The 19,519-nt window shown below is 40.9% G+C and carries 16 protein-coding genes; 10 read left to right on the top strand and 6 right to left on the bottom strand.

What is annotated here, in order from left to right:
* Positions 1–200 precede the first annotated feature (200 nt).
* Positions 201–2,321, top strand: a complete 2,121-nt coding sequence (locus QFX10_RS06140; protein WP_437178582.1) for a putative ornithine decarboxylase — start codon at positions 201–203, stop codon at positions 2,319–2,321.
* Between the two features lie 54 nt (positions 2,322–2,375).
* Positions 2,376–2,618, top strand: a complete 243-nt coding sequence (locus QFX10_RS06145; RefSeq protein WP_367617595.1) for a hypothetical protein — start codon at positions 2,376–2,378, stop codon at positions 2,616–2,618.
* On the opposite strand, the gene QFX10_RS06150 is transcribed toward QFX10_RS06145, so the two are convergent.
* Positions 2,611–3,096 (bottom strand): N-acetyltransferase, encoded by a 486-nt coding sequence (locus tag QFX10_RS06150; RefSeq protein ID WP_280605393.1) that lies wholly within the window; start codon positions 3,094–3,096, stop codon positions 2,611–2,613. The genes QFX10_RS06145 and QFX10_RS06150 overlap by 8 nt on opposite strands.
* A gap of 294 nt (positions 3,097–3,390) precedes the next feature.
* On the opposite strand from QFX10_RS06150, the gene QFX10_RS06155 reads away from it, so the two are divergent.
* Positions 3,391–4,326 carry a PLP-dependent cysteine synthase family protein gene (locus QFX10_RS06155; RefSeq protein ID WP_280605394.1) on the top strand — a complete coding sequence of 312 codons (936 nt, stop codon included), beginning with the start codon at positions 3,391–3,393 and terminating at the stop codon, positions 4,324–4,326.
* The gene (locus tag QFX10_RS06160) at positions 4,323–5,462 is read left to right on the top strand and encodes a trans-sulfuration enzyme family protein (RefSeq protein ID WP_280605395.1); all 1,140 of its coding nucleotides are present in this window, start codon (positions 4,323–4,325) and stop codon (positions 5,460–5,462) included. Before QFX10_RS06155 ends, QFX10_RS06160 begins: the two co-directional genes overlap by 4 nt.
* Before the next feature lie 70 nt (positions 5,463–5,532).
* Here QFX10_RS06160 and QFX10_RS06165 read toward each other — a convergent pair whose 3' ends face one another.
* The 3 genes from QFX10_RS06165 to QFX10_RS06175 all read right to left on the bottom strand — a co-directional run bounded on the left by QFX10_RS06165 (position 5,533) and on the right by QFX10_RS06175 (position 9,297).
* Complete coding sequence (locus QFX10_RS06165) at positions 5,533–6,507, bottom strand: LacI family DNA-binding transcriptional regulator (RefSeq protein ID WP_280605396.1); 975 nt, start codon at positions 6,505–6,507, stop codon at positions 5,533–5,535.
* Between the two features lie 103 nt (positions 6,508–6,610).
* A complete protein-coding gene (locus QFX10_RS06170) occupies positions 6,611–8,005 on the bottom strand; it encodes a glycoside hydrolase family 32 protein (RefSeq protein ID WP_280605397.1) in 1,395 nt (464 codons plus the stop codon).
* A 14-nt stretch (positions 8,006–8,019) separates the two neighbouring features.
* A complete protein-coding gene (locus QFX10_RS06175; protein ID WP_280605398.1) occupies positions 8,020–9,297 on the bottom strand; it encodes an MFS transporter in 1,278 nt (425 codons plus the stop codon).
* A 259-nt stretch (positions 9,298–9,556) separates the two neighbouring features.
* Between QFX10_RS06175 and QFX10_RS06180 the strand changes: the two genes are divergently transcribed.
* The 3 genes from QFX10_RS06180 to QFX10_RS06190 all read left to right on the top strand — a co-directional run bounded on the left by QFX10_RS06180 (position 9,557) and on the right by QFX10_RS06190 (position 12,969).
* Positions 9,557–10,243: a M57 family metalloprotease gene (locus QFX10_RS06180; protein ID WP_280605399.1), complete on the top strand. Its 687-nt coding sequence runs from the start codon at positions 9,557–9,559 to the stop codon at positions 10,241–10,243.
* Between the two features lie 84 nt (positions 10,244–10,327).
* Positions 10,328–10,885, top strand: a complete 558-nt coding sequence (locus tag QFX10_RS06185; RefSeq protein ID WP_280605400.1) for a GNAT family N-acetyltransferase — start codon at positions 10,328–10,330, stop codon at positions 10,883–10,885.
* An 8-nt stretch (positions 10,886–10,893) separates the two neighbouring features.
* Positions 10,894–12,969, top strand: a complete 2,076-nt coding sequence (locus QFX10_RS06190; RefSeq protein WP_280605401.1) for a DNA topoisomerase III — start codon at positions 10,894–10,896, stop codon at positions 12,967–12,969.
* 40 nt (positions 12,970–13,009) lie between these two features.
* Here QFX10_RS06190 and QFX10_RS06195 read toward each other — a convergent pair whose 3' ends face one another.
* Positions 13,010–13,309, bottom strand: coding sequence for a DUF454 family protein (locus QFX10_RS06195; RefSeq protein WP_280605402.1), 300 nt, complete (start codon positions 13,307–13,309; stop codon positions 13,010–13,012).
* 182 nt (positions 13,310–13,491) lie between these two features.
* On the opposite strand from QFX10_RS06195, the gene QFX10_RS06200 reads away from it, so the two are divergent.
* From QFX10_RS06200 to QFX10_RS06210, 3 genes are all read left to right on the top strand, one after another.
* The gene (locus QFX10_RS06200) at positions 13,492–15,558 is read left to right on the top strand and encodes an ATP-dependent DNA helicase (protein ID WP_280605403.1); all 2,067 of its coding nucleotides are present in this window, start codon (positions 13,492–13,494) and stop codon (positions 15,556–15,558) included.
* A gap of 74 nt (positions 15,559–15,632) precedes the next feature.
* The gene (locus QFX10_RS06205) at positions 15,633–16,808 is read left to right on the top strand and encodes an SAM-dependent methyltransferase (RefSeq protein WP_280605404.1); all 1,176 of its coding nucleotides are present in this window, start codon (positions 15,633–15,635) and stop codon (positions 16,806–16,808) included.
* A gap of 277 nt (positions 16,809–17,085) precedes the next feature.
* Positions 17,086–18,753 (top strand): IS1182 family transposase, encoded by a 1,668-nt coding sequence (locus QFX10_RS06210; RefSeq protein ID WP_280605405.1) that lies wholly within the window; start codon positions 17,086–17,088, stop codon positions 18,751–18,753.
* A 37-nt stretch (positions 18,754–18,790) separates the two neighbouring features.
* Here QFX10_RS06210 and QFX10_RS06215 read toward each other — a convergent pair whose 3' ends face one another.
* Positions 18,791–19,399 (bottom strand): DedA family protein, encoded by a 609-nt coding sequence (locus QFX10_RS06215; RefSeq protein ID WP_280605406.1) that lies wholly within the window; start codon positions 19,397–19,399, stop codon positions 18,791–18,793.
* Between the last annotated feature and the right edge of the window lie 120 nt (positions 19,400–19,519).

Here is a 19,519-nt window from a genome sequence, read left to right on the forward strand (position 1 = left end):
CTTTCTTTTTCAAATTAGTTAAAAGGGGAGGCCGCTGTTTTGCATCTTTATTTTTGAACAGCTCCCTTTTGACTGCAAAGTATCGCTTTTTATTTTAAATAAATATTGTTCAAATTACTACCACTATTTTTAAATAATGCAAGAAATATGCTTACTAAGGTGGTACAATGAGTGACAGTTAGCTTTAGAAAGTGAGAAAGATGATGGAGAAATACTTAAAGATCGCAGTTTCTAAAGGGCTTGAAGCAAGTGTGCCAGCACCATATGAGGCTCTTTTAGTAACACCAACATTGGAATTGAGCCAGCTAGCTGCATTAGTTTTGACAAAAGAAGAGGCAAAATTCTTGGCCAAAGAAGCTAAACGCTATGGTTTGCCAGTGTTTGAAACGACACCTAAGAAAGCTAGAGAACTAAAAGCAGATGTTTTACAGGCCGCTTTAGCTTATGAGCAAAAAAACGTGCCACGTTTTTTGACTGATCTGATCAACTATGCTGATGAGCATCCAGTTAGCTTTACGACGCCAGGACACCATAACGGTGAGTTTTATCGGCGTCATCCAGCGGGACAAGTCTTTAAAAAGTTCTTCGGTGAAAAAATGCTTTATGCAGATGTCAGTGATACGATCCCTGAGTTGGGCGATACGTTGACGCATGGTGGCACTCCACTTGAAGCCGAACAAATTGCCGCTCAAGCTTTTAATGCTGATAAAGCTTATTTTTGTACAAATGGAACGACAAGTTCAAACACGATCTGTGCGACAGCCGCTTTAACGAAAGGTGATCTAGTATTATTTGATCGTAATAACCATAAATCTTTGTATAATAGTGCACTAGTCATGACTGGGGCTAAACCAGTCTATTTGAAGACAGATCGTGATCCACTAGGTCTGATCGGGCCTTTACTTGAAAGTGAACTTGATGAAGCAAAGATTCGGCAAAAGATCGCACAGCTCGCTCCTGAAAAAGCAAAAGCCAAACGTCCGTTTCGCTTAGCTGTCTTGCAGTTAGAAACATATGATGGTGTTTTTTATGATGCTAAACACTTACTTGAAAAATTAGGACCGTTGTGCGATTATATCTTGTTTGACTGTGCGTGGGGCGGATACGAACAGTTCGTGCCTTTGATGAAAGAATTGTCTCCGCTTAGTTTAGAATACGGACCAGACGATCCAGGGATCTTAGTGACACAATCGATCCATAAACAACAGGCTGGGTTAGCCCAAACTTCGCAGATCTTGAAAAAAGATGCCCATTTGAAAGGGCAAAAACGCTATATCGATCATAAACATTTTAATAATGCCTATTTAAAATACGTGACGACAAGCTATTCTTATCCGATCTATGCCTCTTTAGCAGTAAATGCTTTTATGGCAGCAAGTCCACTAGTGACCCAATGGTGGGAAGAGACGCTTTGTTTAGGGATCGAATTTCGTAAAAAACTGTTACGTCAAAGTAAACTCTTCAAGCCTCTAATTCCGCGGGAAATTGACGGGGTCTTATGGGAAGATATCCCGACAGAAGAGTTGGCTACAAAGCTCAAATATTGGCGCTTACTGCCAACTGATCTGTGGCATGGTTTCAGCCATGTCGGAACAAAAGAGGCGATCATCAGTCCGTTGAAATTGACGGTAACTTGCCCTGGCGTCGATATTTCCCAGGGAATATATACTCAAAACGGGATCCCAGGTCCGATCCTCGGAGAATATTTAATAGAAAAGCGGATCATTCCGGGGAAATCTGATCTCTATTCGACGTTATTTTTCTTGACTCCAGGTGAAGATGAACAAAGTATGCAAACTCTGTTGGCGGCCTTTTTAGAATTTGAAGAGCTTTATTTAAGTGAAGCTCCGTTAGAAAAGGCTTTACCACGGTTAGTCGCAAAATATCCAAAGCGTTATGCAGGTTATACTTTAAAACGTTTGTGTGATGAGATGCACGCTTATTACAGTGAACATCAGATCTATCATTTACAGCAAGAACTGTTTTTGAAAGAAACACTCGGAGATCATCCCTTGACACCATATGAAGCAGATCAATGTTTCATGCGAAACGAAGGGAAACTTTATCCTTTAGATGAACTTGTCGGAAAGATCGCTTTAGAAGGAGCTTTACCTTATCCGCCAGGAGTCTTTATCGTTGCGCCTGGTGAAAAATGGCAAGCACTTGATGTCGCTTATTTTAAAATTTTACTAGGTGAGATCGAACGCTTTAGTGGTTTTGATCCTGAGATCCAAGGGATCTATTTAGAAAACACAAGCAAAGGTCTCACTGCAAACGGTCATGCTTTGGAAATAAACAGTGCTGACCTATACTCAGAGTAAACGAAACACGTATTGATCTAGTAGCTTTTACCAAATGAGTTTATCGCTTCGGACATGAAAGGCAAAGAAGTTTTAGAGCTTTTAGGAAATGATGTCAAAGTTTCGCTTCATTCCGATGCTTCGGCTTATTTTGGTGGTTATATCGCTGATAACTATTATGCGTTAGCACAAAAATATGCCCTAACTGAAGAACAGCTAGGGCAATTAGCACGGAATTCATTTGAAACTGCTTGGATCAGCGCTGAACAAAAAGTGCTCTATTTGGCAGAGTTAGAGGCCTATTTAAAAGCTAATTGACTTTTTGATAGGCTAAACGCTTAGTCTGATCGTCAGTGTAGATGATGCCACAATACTGAAAACCATTTTTAGTGATCAGATGTTGCATGATCAAATTATCGGGATGAGTATCGATCTTAAGGTTAGCGCACTTTGCTTCACAAAAGGCTAGGGCTTTTTCAAAAACACCTTTGATCTGACCATTGCCAGCGATCCGGTGGATAACACCATAAGGGCGGTCGTTTGCCCACTGGCCTTCGATCTTCTGATAAGTCGGGTCTGCCCCACAGATAAAGGCAAAGACGCCACCTAATGTGTGTTCTGGTGTTTCAAGCACATATAAAACTTGCTTGGCGATATCTTGTTTGATCAGAGCTAAAGGCGGGTGTTTTTTGCCCCACTGATCAGGATTACCATTTTGAGCCATTTGTTTACGTGCATAAGCGTAGATCGCACTGATCGCTTCGAGATCAGCCAAAGTTGCAAGTCGGATATTCATTAGCGGACACTCCTTTTTGAAAAACATTATAACAAGTTAAGAAAAAACTTGCATTTACAAATAGTAAGTGTTATGATCGAAACAACGATCGAAAGGACGGAAAAATACATGAAGAACTTATTTTTAACACAAACAGTTTTTGTTACATGTTGTTGCTCTCGGCGCTACTTTAGCGAAGAGAGTTGATTTGAGCTGTGATCAGTTAAAGTAAGGACTTCTTCGGATAAAGGGCGCAAACTTTCACCGGTTTGCGCCCTTTTTGTGTCTTTTGATCGCAAGAAAGAAGGGATGAAGATGATTTATCATAATGTCAATCAGCTGATCGGGCAGACCCCGTTGCTGCAGTTAGATATTGAAGCGCCAAATGAAGTCAAGATCTTTGCCAAACTCGAGATGTTCAACCCCGGTGGAAGCATCAAAGATCGCTTAGGTGAGCATTTATTAGTCGCTGCTGCTCGTGCGGGAAAGCTGACTAAAGAAACGACGATCATTGAGCCGACAGCGGGAAACACGGGGATCGGTCTTGCGTTAGCAGCCAAACGTCGCAATTTGCCAGTGATCTTAGTCGTACCTGAGCAATTTAGTCAAGAAAAGCAGACGTTGATGCGGGCACTTGGGGCAAAGATCGTACATACGCCAAGCGCTTTGGGGATCAAAGGGGCGATCAAACGTGCTAAAGAGTTAGCCAACGAGATCACGCCGAGTTATTTGCCGTTGCAATTCAATAACCCGGAAAATCCCCGCGCTTATTATGAGACACTTGCACCTGAGATCGCAGCTGAATTTGCTGAAAGTGACCAAAAGATCGCTGCAGTCGTTGCTGGTGCTGGAAGTGGGGGGACCTTTGCCGGTCTGGCTCGTTATTTTAAAGAAAGAGATCCTAAAGTGGTGACAGCAGTCGTCGAACCAGCAGGCTCGATCTTAAATGGAGGGCAGCCACATAAACATCGCACTGAAGGGATCGGAGTCGAATTCGTGCCACCTTTCTTTGCTCAGACTAGACCTGATCGCATTTATACGATCGAAGATGACCGCGCTTTTGCACTCGTCAAGCGCTTGGCGTTTGAACAAGGGCTCTTTGTTGGCAGTTCAAGTGGGGCGGCTTTAGCAGCCTGCCTTGAGTTAGCTAAGAGTTTACCTAAAAAAAGTAATATCGTCACTGTTTTTCCAGATAGCTCAGAACGCTATTTGAGTAAAGCGATCTATACATTTGAGGAGGAAGAAAAATGAAATTTGATTCAAAATTGATCCATGGTGGTACAAGTTATGATAAATATACTGGGGCAGTCAATGTTCCGATCTACCAGACTTCGACCTATAAGCAAACTGAACTTGGGGGAAAGCCACAGTGGGAATATTCGCGCACGGGCAATCCGACACGGAATGCTTTAGAAGAATTGATCGCCCAACTTGAAGGAGGAATCTCAGGTGCTGCTTTTGCATCTGGTTCTGCAGCGATCCACGCTGTCTTTAGTCTATTTTCCAAAGGAGACCATATCGTTGTCGGAAACGATGTTTACGGTGGGACTTTCCGCTTGATAAATACGGTGTTGACCCGAATGGGACTGGAATTTACGGCGGTCGATACCCGCGATCTGCAAGCCGTCAAACAAGCTCTGCGTCCTAATACTAAAGCGTTGTATTTAGAAACACCGACCAATCCATTGATGCATATCTCAGATATCAAAGCTTTAGCGACACTTGCGCATACAAATGATCTTTTAGTGATCGTTGATAATACTTTTGCAACACCATACTTACAACGTCCACTGGAATTGGGAGCTGACATCGTTTTACACAGTGCTTCGAAATATTTAGGCGGACACAGTGACTTAGTAGCTGGACTGACGGTTGTTAAAGATGAAAAATTAGGGCAACAGCTGCATTATTTACAAAATGCGATCGGGGCGATCTTAGGGCCGCAAGATAGTTGGCTGTTACAACGAGGAATCAAAACGCTAGCCGTTCGGATGCGGGCCCATAATGAAAATGCGCGCCAGATCTTTGAATTTTTAGAAAAACACGAAAAAGTCGCTAAGATCTATTATCCAGGCGATCAAAAAGCACCTGCTTATGCTTTGGCTAAAGAACAAATGGATGATTTTGGTGGAATGCTTTCATTTGAGCTAAAAGAAGGTTCTGATCTCAAAGCTTTTATCGAAAGTTTGCAGTTGATCACGTTAGCTGAAAGTTTAGGTTCAGTCGAAAGTTTGATCGAAGTTCCAGCAATCATGACTCATGGTGCGATCCCCCGTGAGATCCGCTTAAAAGACGGGATCAAAGACGAATTGATCCGCCTTTCAGTTGGGATCGAAGATGTCAACGACCTGATCGCAGATCTCAAGCAAGCTTTAGCTAAAGCATAAAACGGAAGTACACGTTAAGTCAGTAAAGAAAAAGACAACTTTTCTAAATAAGAGAAAAGCTGTCGCAAACTTAAGTCGTACCTTTTTTCAGGCTGACTGGTAAAACGTATTCTGACTTAGTCGGACGGTCGTTTAACCGTGCTTTTAAAACGGTGACTGCTGTTTGGGCGATCGCTTCGATCGGTTGAACGATCGTAGTTAAGTTAGGCAAGATATTTTGGATGACCTTAGTTCCGTCGTAACCGACAAGTAAAAGATCGGCGGGGATCTTTTTCCCTAATTCTAAAGCGATCTGCATGATCAAGGCCGCATCGATATCGTTTGAAGCAAAAATAGCTTCTAGATCAGGATGATCGTAAAAGATTTGCGTCAGGATCTGCTTTTTTTCATGATAAGGAATGTTGAAATCAAGGGTGACTGTGATCGGCGTCAGTCCATGCTGGCGCATCGTATCTTCGTAAGCTAAGCGTCGCCGTTTTGCCGGTGAATCAAGTGTGATCGGACCGTTAGTATGGATGATTTTTTTTGCGCCTTGTTCGATCAAATAAGTCGTAGCTAAAACACCACCGGCATAATTATCAGATTCGATCACAGGGATATCGTGATTCATGTTGCGGTCGATCGCGACAACAGGAAGATGCTCATAATTGTATTCTTTGATCCCTTGGTTATGTGTGCCAACGATCAACCCATCGACTTGTTTGCTTAAAAGTTGATTGAGATAATCGGCTTCTTTTTTGGGGTCATTCATCGAATTACCGATCAAAACTTTAAAACCTTCGTTGTAAAGGCGTTTTTCCAATTCAGCGCTCAATTCACCAAAAAAAGGATTAGCGATCGTTGGGAAAAGCAAGCCGATGAGCTGAGTCTTTTTTTGATAAAGTTGGCGCGCGACGACATTTGGTTGATAGTTTAATTCTTTCATCGCTTGATAGACACGCGTGATCGTCTCTTGACTCAAATAACCTCGGTTGTTTAAGACGCGTGAGACGGTTGTTTTGGAGACGTTAGCGCGCTTAGCGACATCTTCTAGCTTAGGACGCATTTTTTCACCTCGTTAGGTCGTTTTGCTTCCTATTTTAGCAAATTTTTTCGCAAAAACTCAAAAAAGCGCTTTGGCTTTTAAAAGTCAAAACGCTTTTTTGGTATTAAAATTCGATCGCTTGTGCTTCTAAACGATAGATCTCAGCTTGGCAGGTGGCTTTTTTGGCTTTGAGCCATAAAGTTGGAGCACTTTCTAAATAGAAACGTTCAGTAAAGACAGCTTCACCGTCATTGATAAAGATCTCAAGCGAACTCGTATCGACAAAGATCCTGAGATTTACAGAATTTGTTGGCGCGATCGTAGCAAAACGTTGATCGCCTTTTGTCAAGGTGAATTTATATGTGTCGCGGTCAAAATCTAAAGTGAGTTGTTCGTTACCAACTTGATCTCGTAAACTAAAGCTAAAGTCTGTTGCTTCTTTTAGGTCAAGTACAAGTTCAACTTGTTTTTCGTTTGTACAGAGAAGTTTTTCCTCCGTGAGTGTTTCTGTAAAAGTTGCGAGTTTTGCGGTGCGGAGCTTTTCTAGCTCTTTTATGGGACTCATATAGAGACGCTCGCCTTTTAATTTGAGTTCGCGGGGCAATGTCAAAGCTCCCGCCCAACCGTCAGCTTTTTCTGGGAAATCACTTTCCCACATATCCATCCAGCCCAAGACGACCCGGCGTCCATCTGGTGTCAAAGTTGTTTGGCTCGCATAAAAGTCGTGCCCAAGATCGATCTCAGTGAACGCACCGTGTGTAAAAGTATTAGTTGCTAGCTCATAATCACCGACGAAATAGCCAGTTTGAAAAAGGTTCAAGTACTTTTCTTTTTGAGGTTTTATCCCTTGTGGTGAGAGCAAGAGAATATCTTTACCGGCTAAATTGAAGAAGTCAGGACATTCCCACATATAGCCTTCGTCTTCTTTAGCTTTAGCAAAAGGACCAAGATATTCCCAGTTTTTTAGATCAGAAGAACGATACATGATCGCTCGGCCAGCGCCATCTTTAGCTTGACTTCCTAAGACCATATAATAGGATCCATCTTTTTCAAAGACTTTTGGATCGCGAAAATGATGCGTATTATCGGCTGGTTCGTGTGCGATGATCGGATTTTGAGCGTATTTAGTGAAAGTGATCCCATCTTGGCTATAGGCTAGATTTTGATTTTGCCAAAAGTGGTCTGGATCACCATCACCGTAATAGTGGTGGCCGGTATAGATGAGATACAGCGTGTCATCTTTGACGATCGCACTACCTGAAAAGCACCCGTCTTCATCAGCTTTTGTATCAGGAGCAAGGGCTAAGGGCAAGCTTTCCCAGTGGACTAGATCTTTACTGCGGGCATGGCCCCAATGCATCGGGCCCCAATCAGCCGAATAGGGATGATATTGATAAAAGATGTGGTAGTAACCTTTGAAATAACAAAAGCCATTCGGGTCGTTGATCCACCCAGCTGGAGCACTGACGTGATACCCTAGGCGATAGCGAGCATTAGTTAATGTGATCATTTTTTGCATAATATTTACCTCGTTTATTTTTCTAATGGTTGTCCGTTAACAAATTCGTTGTCGTTTTTGATGATGAAATAGCCATAAATACCAGTGACTAAGACGATCAAGGCGATGATCTTAAAGGTCGTGCTGTAACCAAAGGAATCACGTAAGATCCCAAGTGGTGTCGATAAAATGACTTGTCCGACTTGAGCTGCGATCTGAAAACCGATCATATAAAGCGTTGCTGAAAGTTTAGTATCAAAGTGCAACGTAAAGTACCGAAAGATCGAAAGGACAAAAAGTGGAACTTCAAGGGAGTGGAGCATCTTGACACAGGAGATCGCGATCGGGTCTGAGATCAAACCACAAAGCCCGATCCGTAAAAACATGATCGTTGTGCCTAACATCAAAGTCTTTTTGACGCCGATCTTATGCATCAAAAGGGGCACAAGTCCTAACATCAAAGCTTCGACGAAAACTTGGATACTGTTCAAAGTCCCGTAAGTTTGCTGCCCAAGCGTAGTTGAGGAAAAGAGACTCGTGTAAAACTCAGGAAACATTTGTTGATCAAAGACATTATAAAAAGTCCAAGAAAACATCACAAAGATGATGATCTGCCAAAGAACTGGCAATTTTAGTAAGGCTAACATGTCTTTTAATTTAGGAGTCGAAGAATCCGTTTTCAATTCATCGATCGCTTTTAAGGCATCGAGTTCTTCTTGGGGACGCCAAAAGAGCAGGTCAAGCAGTAAAAACAGTCCGATCACAGAACCACCGATAAAGTTTAAATTTGGATCTTTGACAAAGATAAAACCGGCGATCAAGGCTGCAAGCGCGTAGCCAAAAGAGCCCCAAGCGCGGGCTTGCCCGTAAGCAAAACCAAAGACACGAGAGAAACGTTCAGTCGTAGCTTCTAAAACACCGACAGCTGAAAGATAAGCAGCTGATAAAAAGATCGCTCCGAGCCAAACACCAAGCAAAAAGTGTGTTTTGATCAAAGGACTATAAATAAAGATGAAAAATGGGGCGATCAAAGTCGCTAAAACAGCATTAAAGATCAAAAGATGCCGTTTGATAAAGAGTTGATCTTGGAGAGTCCCATAAATAAACATCAAAACAAGACTAGCGATCGAATTGATCGAAAAGACGGTCCCAACTTGACTCCCCGAAAGACCTAAGCCATTTTGTTTAGAAGTCAACCAAAGTTGGAAGAAACTCCACCAGATCCCCCATGAAGCGAAAAATAAGAACATCGTTGTCGAACTTTGCAGATACGACGGATTTTTAAGATTTTTGATGGTGAGTTGCCAATTCATACGCAGTACCTTCCTAAGTAAAGTTATTTTTATGTCAACCGGTTATCATATAGTGTTAGCGCTTTCTTATGCGCTGATTTAGTTATAGCATGAGATTCTTATTTGTGTCAACCGGTTAACATAAACTTAATAAAATATATTGAAGCTAAAAATAGATCTTGCAAAACAAATTTAAACAATTTTTATGCCTGCGTTCTCATCGAAGTGTGTACAATTAGTAAGTATAGCGGTCACTTATTTTAAGGGGTTGGATAATAAGTTGCTACGACTTATCCGTTTTCTTTGGAATTTGTTTATGACAGTTGTTTTGCTCAGTCTGTTGAGTTTGGGGCTGGCCTTCTTTTTTGCCCGCCAAAACTTGAGTCCGTTGGTCGAGCGTTTGGAGACGCTGATCACACAAAAGGTACCGACAGATCTGTTAAATACGACACAGATCACTTTACCAAAGATCAAAAATCAAAAACAAGGAGAGGCTCAAACTGACACCCAAAGTCAAACAACAGCTCGCTGGAATGAGGACAGTGCCACGGTCTACCTTGAGGCGACCGATGATCGTTTGCGGACCGCTTATTTAACTGCGATCAAGAACTGGAATCAGACCGGAGTTTTTGACTTTAAGTTAGTTGACGATCAAAGCAAAGCTCAGATCCGCTTAAAACAACATGATGATGCTTCGACAAATGCAGCGGGTGTGACGCATACGGTGATCAATCAACTGACAAACCGCTTAGAAAGCGCGGATGTCTACTTGAATGAGCATTATTTGCTTGATCCGACTTTTGGCTATTCACAAGAACGGATCGACCATACGGCAGAGCATGAATTAGGCCATGCGATCGGACTAGCTCATGACGACGAAAATGTTTCGGTCATGCAGTCGGCAGGATCATTTTATACGATCCAGCCAAAAGATGTCGCAGCTGTCAAACAGTTATATCAAAGTTAGCTCAAAGCAAAACTAGTCAATGCGCTAGTTTTGCTTTTTTGTGGTAGACTTTTTAAATAGTGAGATTTTTTTAGAGGTGATAATATGGTCTTGAAACTAGTTGAAGCATCAGATGCTGATCTAGCTAAAATAAAAAAATTGTATTTAGAAGCTTTTCCAGCCGTCGAAAGAGTTCCGTTTTGGTTGTTAAAACGACGCGCTAAAACACCACTCGCAGAATTTTGTAGTTTATACGACGATGACGCGTGGCGGGGCTTTATTTATACAGTCAAAGATGAACGTCTAGTGTATATCTTCTTTTTAGCGATCGATGCAAGCGAACGCTCTAAAGGCTATGGAAGTGGCTTGATGACTTTGATCAAAGAGCGTTATGCCAACAAGATCATCGGGCTGAGTGCAGAAATGGCCGATGAACAAGCCGAAAATAATGCTGAACGGCTACGACGTCTAAAATTTTATGCTAAAAACGACTTTTTACCAGTCGATTTTTATACTTTAGAAAAAGGGGGCGTCAAGTTTGAATTTTTGACGGAACACGGTCAAAAAGTCGCCCCAATGGCGTACCCAGATCTGATGCATCGTTGTTTAGGGATCTGGCAAAAGCTCTTATTACCAGTTAAAGTGATTTCAAAAGATAGTTGAGGAAATAGATGAAAAGATTAGTTTTAGCCGAAAAACCAAGTGTTGCTAAAGATCTCGCACAGATCTTAGGGGCAACGAAGAAAAATAAAAATTATTATGAAGGACCAAACTACGTCGTGACGTGGGCGTTAGGGCATTTATTGACGTTAAAGATGCCAGAAGATTTAAAAAAAGAATGGCAAACATGGCAAATGGAAACTTTACCGATGTTGCCTAAATATATCGGGATCAAGCCTTTGCCTAAGACAAGGGTACAGTTGAAAACGATCGGCCAATTAGCCAAAAGAAAAGATATCACTGAAGCTGTGATCGCCACTGACGCTGGCCGCGAAGGAGAATTAGTTGCGCGCTGGATCTTAGAATATGTGCGCTTTAATAAGCCTGTCAAGCGTTTGTGGATCTCTTCGCAAACAACTAAAGCCGTTAAAGCTGGGTTTGCTTCGTTACGCCCGGCTAAAGATTATGATAACTTGTATTATTCGGCCTTAGCACGGGCGAATGCTGATTGGCTCGTTGGATTGAACGTGACGCGGGCTTTGACAGTCAAATACCAAGATAATCTCTCAGCCGGTCGGGTCCAAACGCCAACGCTTGCGCTTGTGGCTAAACAAGAAGAAAAGATCGCCCGTTTTATCCCCCAAAAATATTTTATTTTGAGTTTAGAAGCTTTGGGTAAGACGGCTAAATTAAGTCAAAAAGATCCCCAAGCGTTTAAAACTAGAGCACAAGTCGAAGAAAAACTCCAAGCTTTACAAAAGCAACAAGGGAAGGTCACAAAGATCAGCTTCAAAGAAAAAACGATCCCTGCACCTTTACCTTACGATCTGACAGAATTACAACGTGTCGCTAATGAACGCTATGGTTACTCAGCTAAAAAGACGCTTTCTTTAGTGCAAAGTTTATATGAGATCCACAAAGTCGTCTCTTATCCGCGGACAGACAGTAAATATTTATCAAATGATCTAAAGAGTACTTTAAAAGAGCGCTTGCGGGCACTTTCTGGGATGTTTCCTGAAGCAAAAGAATATCTTGGCCAAGCTAAAGTCGTGCAAAAGAAAGCGTTCAATGATGCTAAAGTGACTGATCACCATGCCTTGATCCCAACTGAGCAAAGTCCTGATTTCAGTAAACTCTCAAGTGATGAACATCGGATCTACGGCTTGATCGCGCAGCGCTTTTTAGGGTTATTTACGCCAGCTTATCGCGAAAAGCAAGAAAAAGTCACAGTCAATTTTGGAAGCGATACTTTTATTTTTATCCAAACACAAGTCCTTGAAGCAGGCTGGAAAGAGACGACTACAGAACAAGAGCAAAACGTCGCCTTTAGAGAAGGAGCGGTGATCGCACCGAACTTTAGTTTTAAAGAAGCGTTGACGACACCACCAAAACCGTTGAGCGAAGGCACGCTTTTAGCACAAATGGAACGGTATAGTTTAGGAACGCCAGCTACCCGAGCTGAGATCATCGAAAAACTCGTCAAGACCGAGTTGATGGAACGCAATAATAACAGTTTACGCGTGACGAAAAAAGGCCAACAGCTCTTAGAACTCGTCAATCCCGAACTCGTTAGTCCAGAATTGACTGCTAAGTGGGAAAAACAACTCGAGCAGATCGCCCAAGGAAAATATGAGAGTAAAGCTTTCTTAGCTGAGATCAGAAACGATACGAAACGCCTTGTCCGTGAAGTCAAAAATAGTGAACAAAAATATCAAGACTTCTCGCTGACTAAAAAGAAGTGTCCTAAGTGTGGAGCTTTCTTGAAAGAAAAGAAAGTACGTGACGGGAAATTACTAGTCTGCACAAACGAAGCTTGTGATTATAAACGACGAGCTGAAGCGAAAGTCTCCAACCACCGCTGTCCTGTTTGTCATAAAAAGATGTTGATCGTGACTGGGAAAAATGGTGATTATTTCCGGTGTAAGTACGATGGCACGACAGAAAAGTTGACCGGTGGGAAAAAACAAAAGAAAAAGATGACTAAGCATGAAGAACGGCGCTTATTAAAGAAGATCAATCAAGATGATGAGCCACAAGAAAGTGCTTTAGCTCAAGCTTTAAAAGCTGCTTTAGGAAAAGAAGATTAAAAAAGTGCGCACGATCAAAGTGCGCACTTTATTTTTTGAGCTAATTTTTAGCGAGAAGTAAAAATTTTAACCATAAGACTTTGTACCAAGCTTGTTTGATATTTTCAGATTGGGATTGAGCCTCGGCGATCTTCTCATCGAGTATTTTTTGTAATTTACGGTAGACCTTTGTATTTACCATCCAGTTGTGGAAGCGCGTCGAAAACTTTGAGAGGCTATAAAAGCCAAGCAGAAAGAAGGGGACTTGCGGAACAACTGGAAGTAAGATACCGATCACTCCAAAGATAAAACTAAAGATCGCAAGGAGCAACCATAAAAGACGTTTTACTTGGTCCAACATTGGATCAACCCTTTCTTGATGACGTGAAATGTATTCCCTTTCGCTGGGTGTTTAACAAAGCATATCACACAATTCATTATTTGTCTTGTAAAATGATATAAATTTTTCTTAAGACTGAAAAACACTTGTTCGTTTAAAGTGAGGTAGTTATAATCAAAAAAGAGAACATGATGGGGGAAGCTATGCTAAAAATGATCAAAACAGATTATCAAAAAGCGTGTGCGTTGTTGCGCAAAGGTCAGCCAAAAGCTGCCCAGCTAAAATTTGAAGCAGTCAGGCAAAGAGATGCGACTTACCGTTCAGTCAATTATTTTTTAGCTAAATGTTTGTATTTGAACGGCGCACCAAAAGATCAGTGTATCGCACTTTTAGAAGCACATTTAGCTTTAAAAGAAGCTAAAAATCAAAAAACAGCTGAGCAACTGTTGCTCAAACTTGATCCATTGCGTCTTCCACCCAAGAAATTGCGTTTCAAATTTGTGCGCTGGGCTAAAAATAAGACACCGATCGCGCAAACTTCAGCCAAAAGATTTCAAAAATACCGCTTTTTCTTGAATGGTCTATCAGAGCTCCAAAAAGAGCAGTTCAGTCAAGGTAAGTGGCAAGAATTTAAAATAAAGACGCTCAAACCGTTACGCTTCAAAGATTATTTAGCTTGTACAGTTGCCGATGAACGGACATATTATCGCAAGTACTTGAAAGATCTTCCGGATGCTTATTTGCGGACTCAGTTCAATGATCATTTAGAAAATGACGAATTTTTCAAACAGCGCTTTGAACGTTCGAAAGTCTTTGCCTTACTCCAAGTACCAGGCTTTAAACGCCAAAAGATCGCCGAACTTTTAACGCTGAACGGACTAAACGATGAAACTGTCCGAAAGCACTTACAAAGTTGTGAAGATCTGATCTACTTGAAAAAAGCAGGCGAAGTCTTACCACTTTCAGCTAAACAAAATTTTGCTGATCCCCAGTTATTAGTCGATTTTGGCTATCTTTGTCCTAAAGAATGCCAGCAAACGCTTCATTTAGCAACTAAGTGTCAATATGAGCGCGAATTCAAGGAATTTTTGCAAAAAAAGACACGAAAAAAATTACCTTTCAAAGCAGAAAAGTTTGCGCCGACTAAAGAACAGATCGCTTTTATCGAATGGCTCAAACAAAGTAAGAGAGCAGTCGTCTCTTTGTTAGGTGTTGGTGGAAGTGGCAAGACGTATACTTTAGGTAAGATCTTAGATAAAGAAAAGGCACTGGCTTTAGCACCGACCCATAAAGCGCGATTGAATCTAGCCGCTAATGGTTTTATGCATAATGATACGCTCCAACATATTTTATATGAACTTGAACAAGGAAATGAGACTTGTTTGACTGATTATGATGTCGTCTTAGTTGATGAAGTTTCGATGGCAACGTTAGAAGATCTAGTACATTTAACTAAAGAAGGCGTCGGGAGCGTACGCTTCATTTTGATCGGCGATGAAAAACAACTCCCGCCAGTGACACAAGATGAAGACGCTTTGAGTGTTTGTGGCGATGCGCTCAAACTCATCAAAGAATATGGACAGTGCTTTTATTTTCGAAAAAATCTTAGATGTACCGTGCAAGCGACGAAAGAATTGATCGCTGCTTGTCGTTCTTGTGACCTAGACTACTTAGCCAAGACGCCATATTTTAAAACAGCGCGCGGTAAAGAGATGATCATTGACAAATACCAGCATCAAAGTTTACAAGAATGCCTGATCTTGGCCTATCGCAATCACACCGTTGGGCTGATCAATCAACAATTTTTTCGGATCTTGAGTAAAAATAAAACAAAAGTCGTTCCGTTTTATTTTCAAAATAATTTTGGGCGAGGTGGTTTTTTTGTCGGAGCTCAAGTCGTCTTTTATCATAACGACGATAGTCACCAAAACTATGGATATTCCAATAGCGAATTTGGAAAGATCGTAGGGCTCGAATTAGAAGGTGCGTTTGAACAACGCTTCGTTTATGTCGAAACTGATGTCAAGCAGTATAAGCTCCCGCTTGAGCGAGCTATAAAAGATCTCTTACTTGCCTATGCCTTGACGATCCATAAAGCTCAAGGAAGTGGTGCTAAACGTGTCTATATTTTAGAACCTGAAAATTACGGTCTCGCCTATACTGCAGTCTCGCGTGCCAAGGAAAGTATCATTTTCGTTGGTTGTGAGCGCGAACAATTGATGGCAGGTCTGCAGCGTCCGACTTTACAAAAGCAAAATGTCTCAATTTAAAACTTTCTTCTTATTTTTAAAAAGTGTTAGAATAGTAGTGTTACTATTAATTTAGAAGGGTGGCGGAATTTTAGATGTTTAATAATTTCTTTTTGAAAGAAGTGCTTGAACATTCATTCAATATTCCTGTGCAAGTAACATATGCAAATGGCAAGACCGAACAGTATGGGGATGGCGAACCGCAAGCAAAAATAACCTTCCACCGAGATATTTCGATGAAAGAACTAGTTCATAATGCTTCTTTGACTTTAGGAGAAGCATATATGGACAAAGAGATCGAGATCGAAGGATCGATCCAAGACTTGATCACCTCAGCTTATGAATCAGCCGGGAGTTTTTTAAATAATAAAAAACTCAAACGCTTTTTGCCTAAGCAATCACATACAGAAACGAAGAGCAAGTCAGATGTTCAAAGTCATTATGACATTGGGAACGACTTTTATCGTCTCTGGTTAGATGAGACAATGACTTATTCATGTGCTTACTTCAAACGACCACAAGATACGCTAGAAGAAGCACAGATCAATAAAGTACACCACATCATCAATAAACTTGACCCTAAGCCTGGAAAAACCTTGCTTGATATCGGTTGTGGTTGGGGCACTTTGATGTTGACTGCTTGTAAAGAATATGACCTTAACGTTGTCGGGATCACTTTAAGTCAAGAACAATACGACTTTGTGAACCGACGCATCAAAGAAGAAGGACTGGAAGAGCGAGCAACCGTTATTTTAGAAGATTATCGTGAATTAAAACATGCACCATTTGATTACATTACAAGTGTTGGAATGTTTGAACATGTCGGCAAAGAAAACTTAGGTGAATATTTCAAAAAGATCTCTGAGTATTTGAAGCCAGATGGGATCGCTTTGATCCACGGGATCACACGCCAACAAGGTGGTGCAGTCAATGCTTGGATCAACAAATATATTTTCCCAGGTGGATATGTCCCAGGTTTAACAGAAAATATCGAACATATTTTAGATGCTGGGATGCAGGTGACAGATCTAGAAACATTACGCCGCCATTATCAAAAAACTTTAGAGATGTGGGACCAAAACTTCCGGCGCGTCTTGCCTGAAGTTCAAAAAACACATGATGAGCGTTTTATTCGCATGTGGGATCTTTATTTGCAAGCTTGTGCAGCTTCTTTTGAATCAGGCAATATCGATGTGATCCAATATTTGATCACCAAAGGGCCAAGTGGCAATAACTTGCCACTGACGCGTGAATATATGTATCAAGCTTAGTTTTAAAGGAAAGTCGCTGTGACTTCCTTTATTAAAGAGTTGAGATCCATCATAACGGGCGCGATCATCAGCAAAGAGTATGTGTTGCGGTCAGAGATTATTATGTGGAAGTAGACAATAAGAGAAAAAATAAATAGTTAAAAAGATGGGGCTGGGAAAAAACTCAGTTCTAATAAAGAAAGAGGCTCACGTCGAATTTTTTCAACGTGAGCCTTTTCATATGATCGATCTCTTGCTAATATTAAGTTGTCCAAAAATAATAAAGGAGAGACCTACCATGTATAAAAATTATAACACATCTGAATTAGAATTGGATATCACTTATTCAATGAAATTACCTGCTGATCATATTGCTGTTTTGATCAGTCATTTTGTTGATTCGATCCCCCAAGATATTCTTTTAGAGGACACTTCACATACCGGTCGTCCAGCTTTTCATCCAGCTATGCTTTTAAAAATGACTTTATTTGCTTACCATGAATCCGTCTTTTCTGGTAGAAAGATCGCTAAATTGAATCAATACTATCTTCCAATGATGTGGTTAAGCGGAAATACTTCTGTTAGTTATAAGACTATCAATAACTTCCGGTCAAGTGATCATGCTAAAGAAATCATCGAAAAAGCCTTTGTGCTGTTTACCTTGCTTCTATCTAAAAATGGTATGTTAGATGCCGATGAAGCTTTATTTATTGATGGTACTAAATTAGAAGCTGATGCTAATCGCTATAGTTTTACCTGGAAAAATGCTTCTGATAAGTTTGAAAAGTCGCTTGATGAAAGAGTAGCTAAGACCTATGACGAGCTGATCCAACACCAAGTTGATATCGCTATTTCAAAAGATATGCTGGGGTCCAGTGATGCGATAAAGGAGCTTATTAAGGGGACCGATCTTAAATTAGATGCGATTGAAGAAGATATCGCTACTGAACCTAAAGTCATAAAAGGTGGTTCAAAAAATAAGCGAGCTCGTCGAAGACTAAAAAGCATCAAACGCAAACTCCAAACTGATCTTCTGCCAAGAAAAGAAAGATACGAACGTAATAGGAAGATCTTTCAGGGACGAAATAGCTTCTCAAAAACAGATAATGACGCTACTTTTATGCGTTTAAAGGAAGATCATATGAAAAATGGGCAACTAAAGCCTGCTTACAATTTACAGATCGCGACTAGCGGTCGCTTTGTCCTACATTATGATATATTTCCTAACCCAACGGACACACGGACATTAGTGCCATTTTTAAAATCTTTTACTAACTTAGAACTATTCAAATATATAGTGGCGGACGCTGGATATGGGAATGAAGCTAACTATCAGGCTGTTACTGATATGTTTGAAAAAATTCCCTTGATGCCCTATCCAATGTATCAAAAAGAACAGAGTCGCAAATACAAAAAAGATCCACGCAATATCAAAAATTGGACATATCATGCAGAAGATGATTATTATACAGATCCTGACGGTGTAGTATTTAAGTTTCAAAGATACAGTTCAAGTGTGGACAAATATGGATTCAAAAGAAACTTTAAAGTTTACGTAGCTGATGTTTTCCAGGCCACTAAAGAACTTGAAAACTTAGCTAAGACACCTAAGGGCTATCAGCGAACTAAAGCCATAAATTATAACTGGGAATTTTTTAAAAATAGTGCCGCAGAAGACCTTTCAAGTGAAAAGGGTTCAAAGATCTACGCGAGAAGACGTACAGATGTTGAAACCATTTTCGGAGATATGAAGGGTAATTTTGGCGTACGCCGAGTACATGTTAGAGGAGAGAAAGCAGTTCGAAATGAGATCGGACTGATACTTTTGACGATCAATATATCAAAATTATGGCACCTATTCAAAGAAATAGGGGGAGGATTTTTGAAAAAACGATCCGAAAACAAGCATAAAAGAAAAATACCTGATCAAATTTCTCAAAAACGAGATTTGATCAGGTATTTTTAGTTCAGGCTAGTAGTTTTTTCCCAGCCCCATCTTAGTTTTAAGATCTTTTGCGTAAAAAGAAGTAGCCACCGCCGACAAATACAAAGGCTAAGATGATGACTGCAACTAAAGAGTATGTCTCAAGGAGTGCCACGATCTGTGGCCAAGCCGAGCCGGCCATACGCCCAACGATGATCAAAACAAAGTTCCAGATCAAAGTCCCAAGCGTTGTGAGTAAGATGAAATTACCAAAGCGATAATGAGTCATCCCCGCTGGGATCGAGATCAAAGAGCGTACTACTGGGACAAAGCGCCCAAAAAACAAAGCTGCGATCCCGTGACGTTTAAAAAAGTCAGTTGCTTTATTCAGATCAGCTGGTTTAAAGTGGAGGACTTTACCGATCCGTCCATGTAGTAGCTTTTCTAACCGTTCGACTGATAAAAAGTGACCGATAGCATATAACGCCATCGCGCCAAGAACAGCCCCGATCGTAGCTGCAATGACAGCTCCAAAGATATTCAAACCAGCGGTAAGTGTCAAAAATCCCGTGAAAGTCAAAATGACTTCTGAAGGGATCGGGGGAAATACATTTTCAAGGGCAATCAGCAGTGCGATCGCAAGATAACCATATTGTCCGATCAAGTCGGTCATGACTGTTGTGTCCATTTGATCCTCCGTCGTTAAATGACATGTTTATTTTATTATGATTTTAGCGAGAAAACATTGAAAAAACAATTTTAAAGTCGAGATTTTCCAAAAAATTAAAAAAGATCGAAAAGTCGAACT

The sequence above is a fragment of the Ligilactobacillus faecis genome, from assembly GCF_029889745.1.
In the GTDB taxonomy this organism is placed as follows: Bacteria; Bacillota; Bacilli; order Lactobacillales; family Lactobacillaceae; genus Ligilactobacillus; species Ligilactobacillus faecis.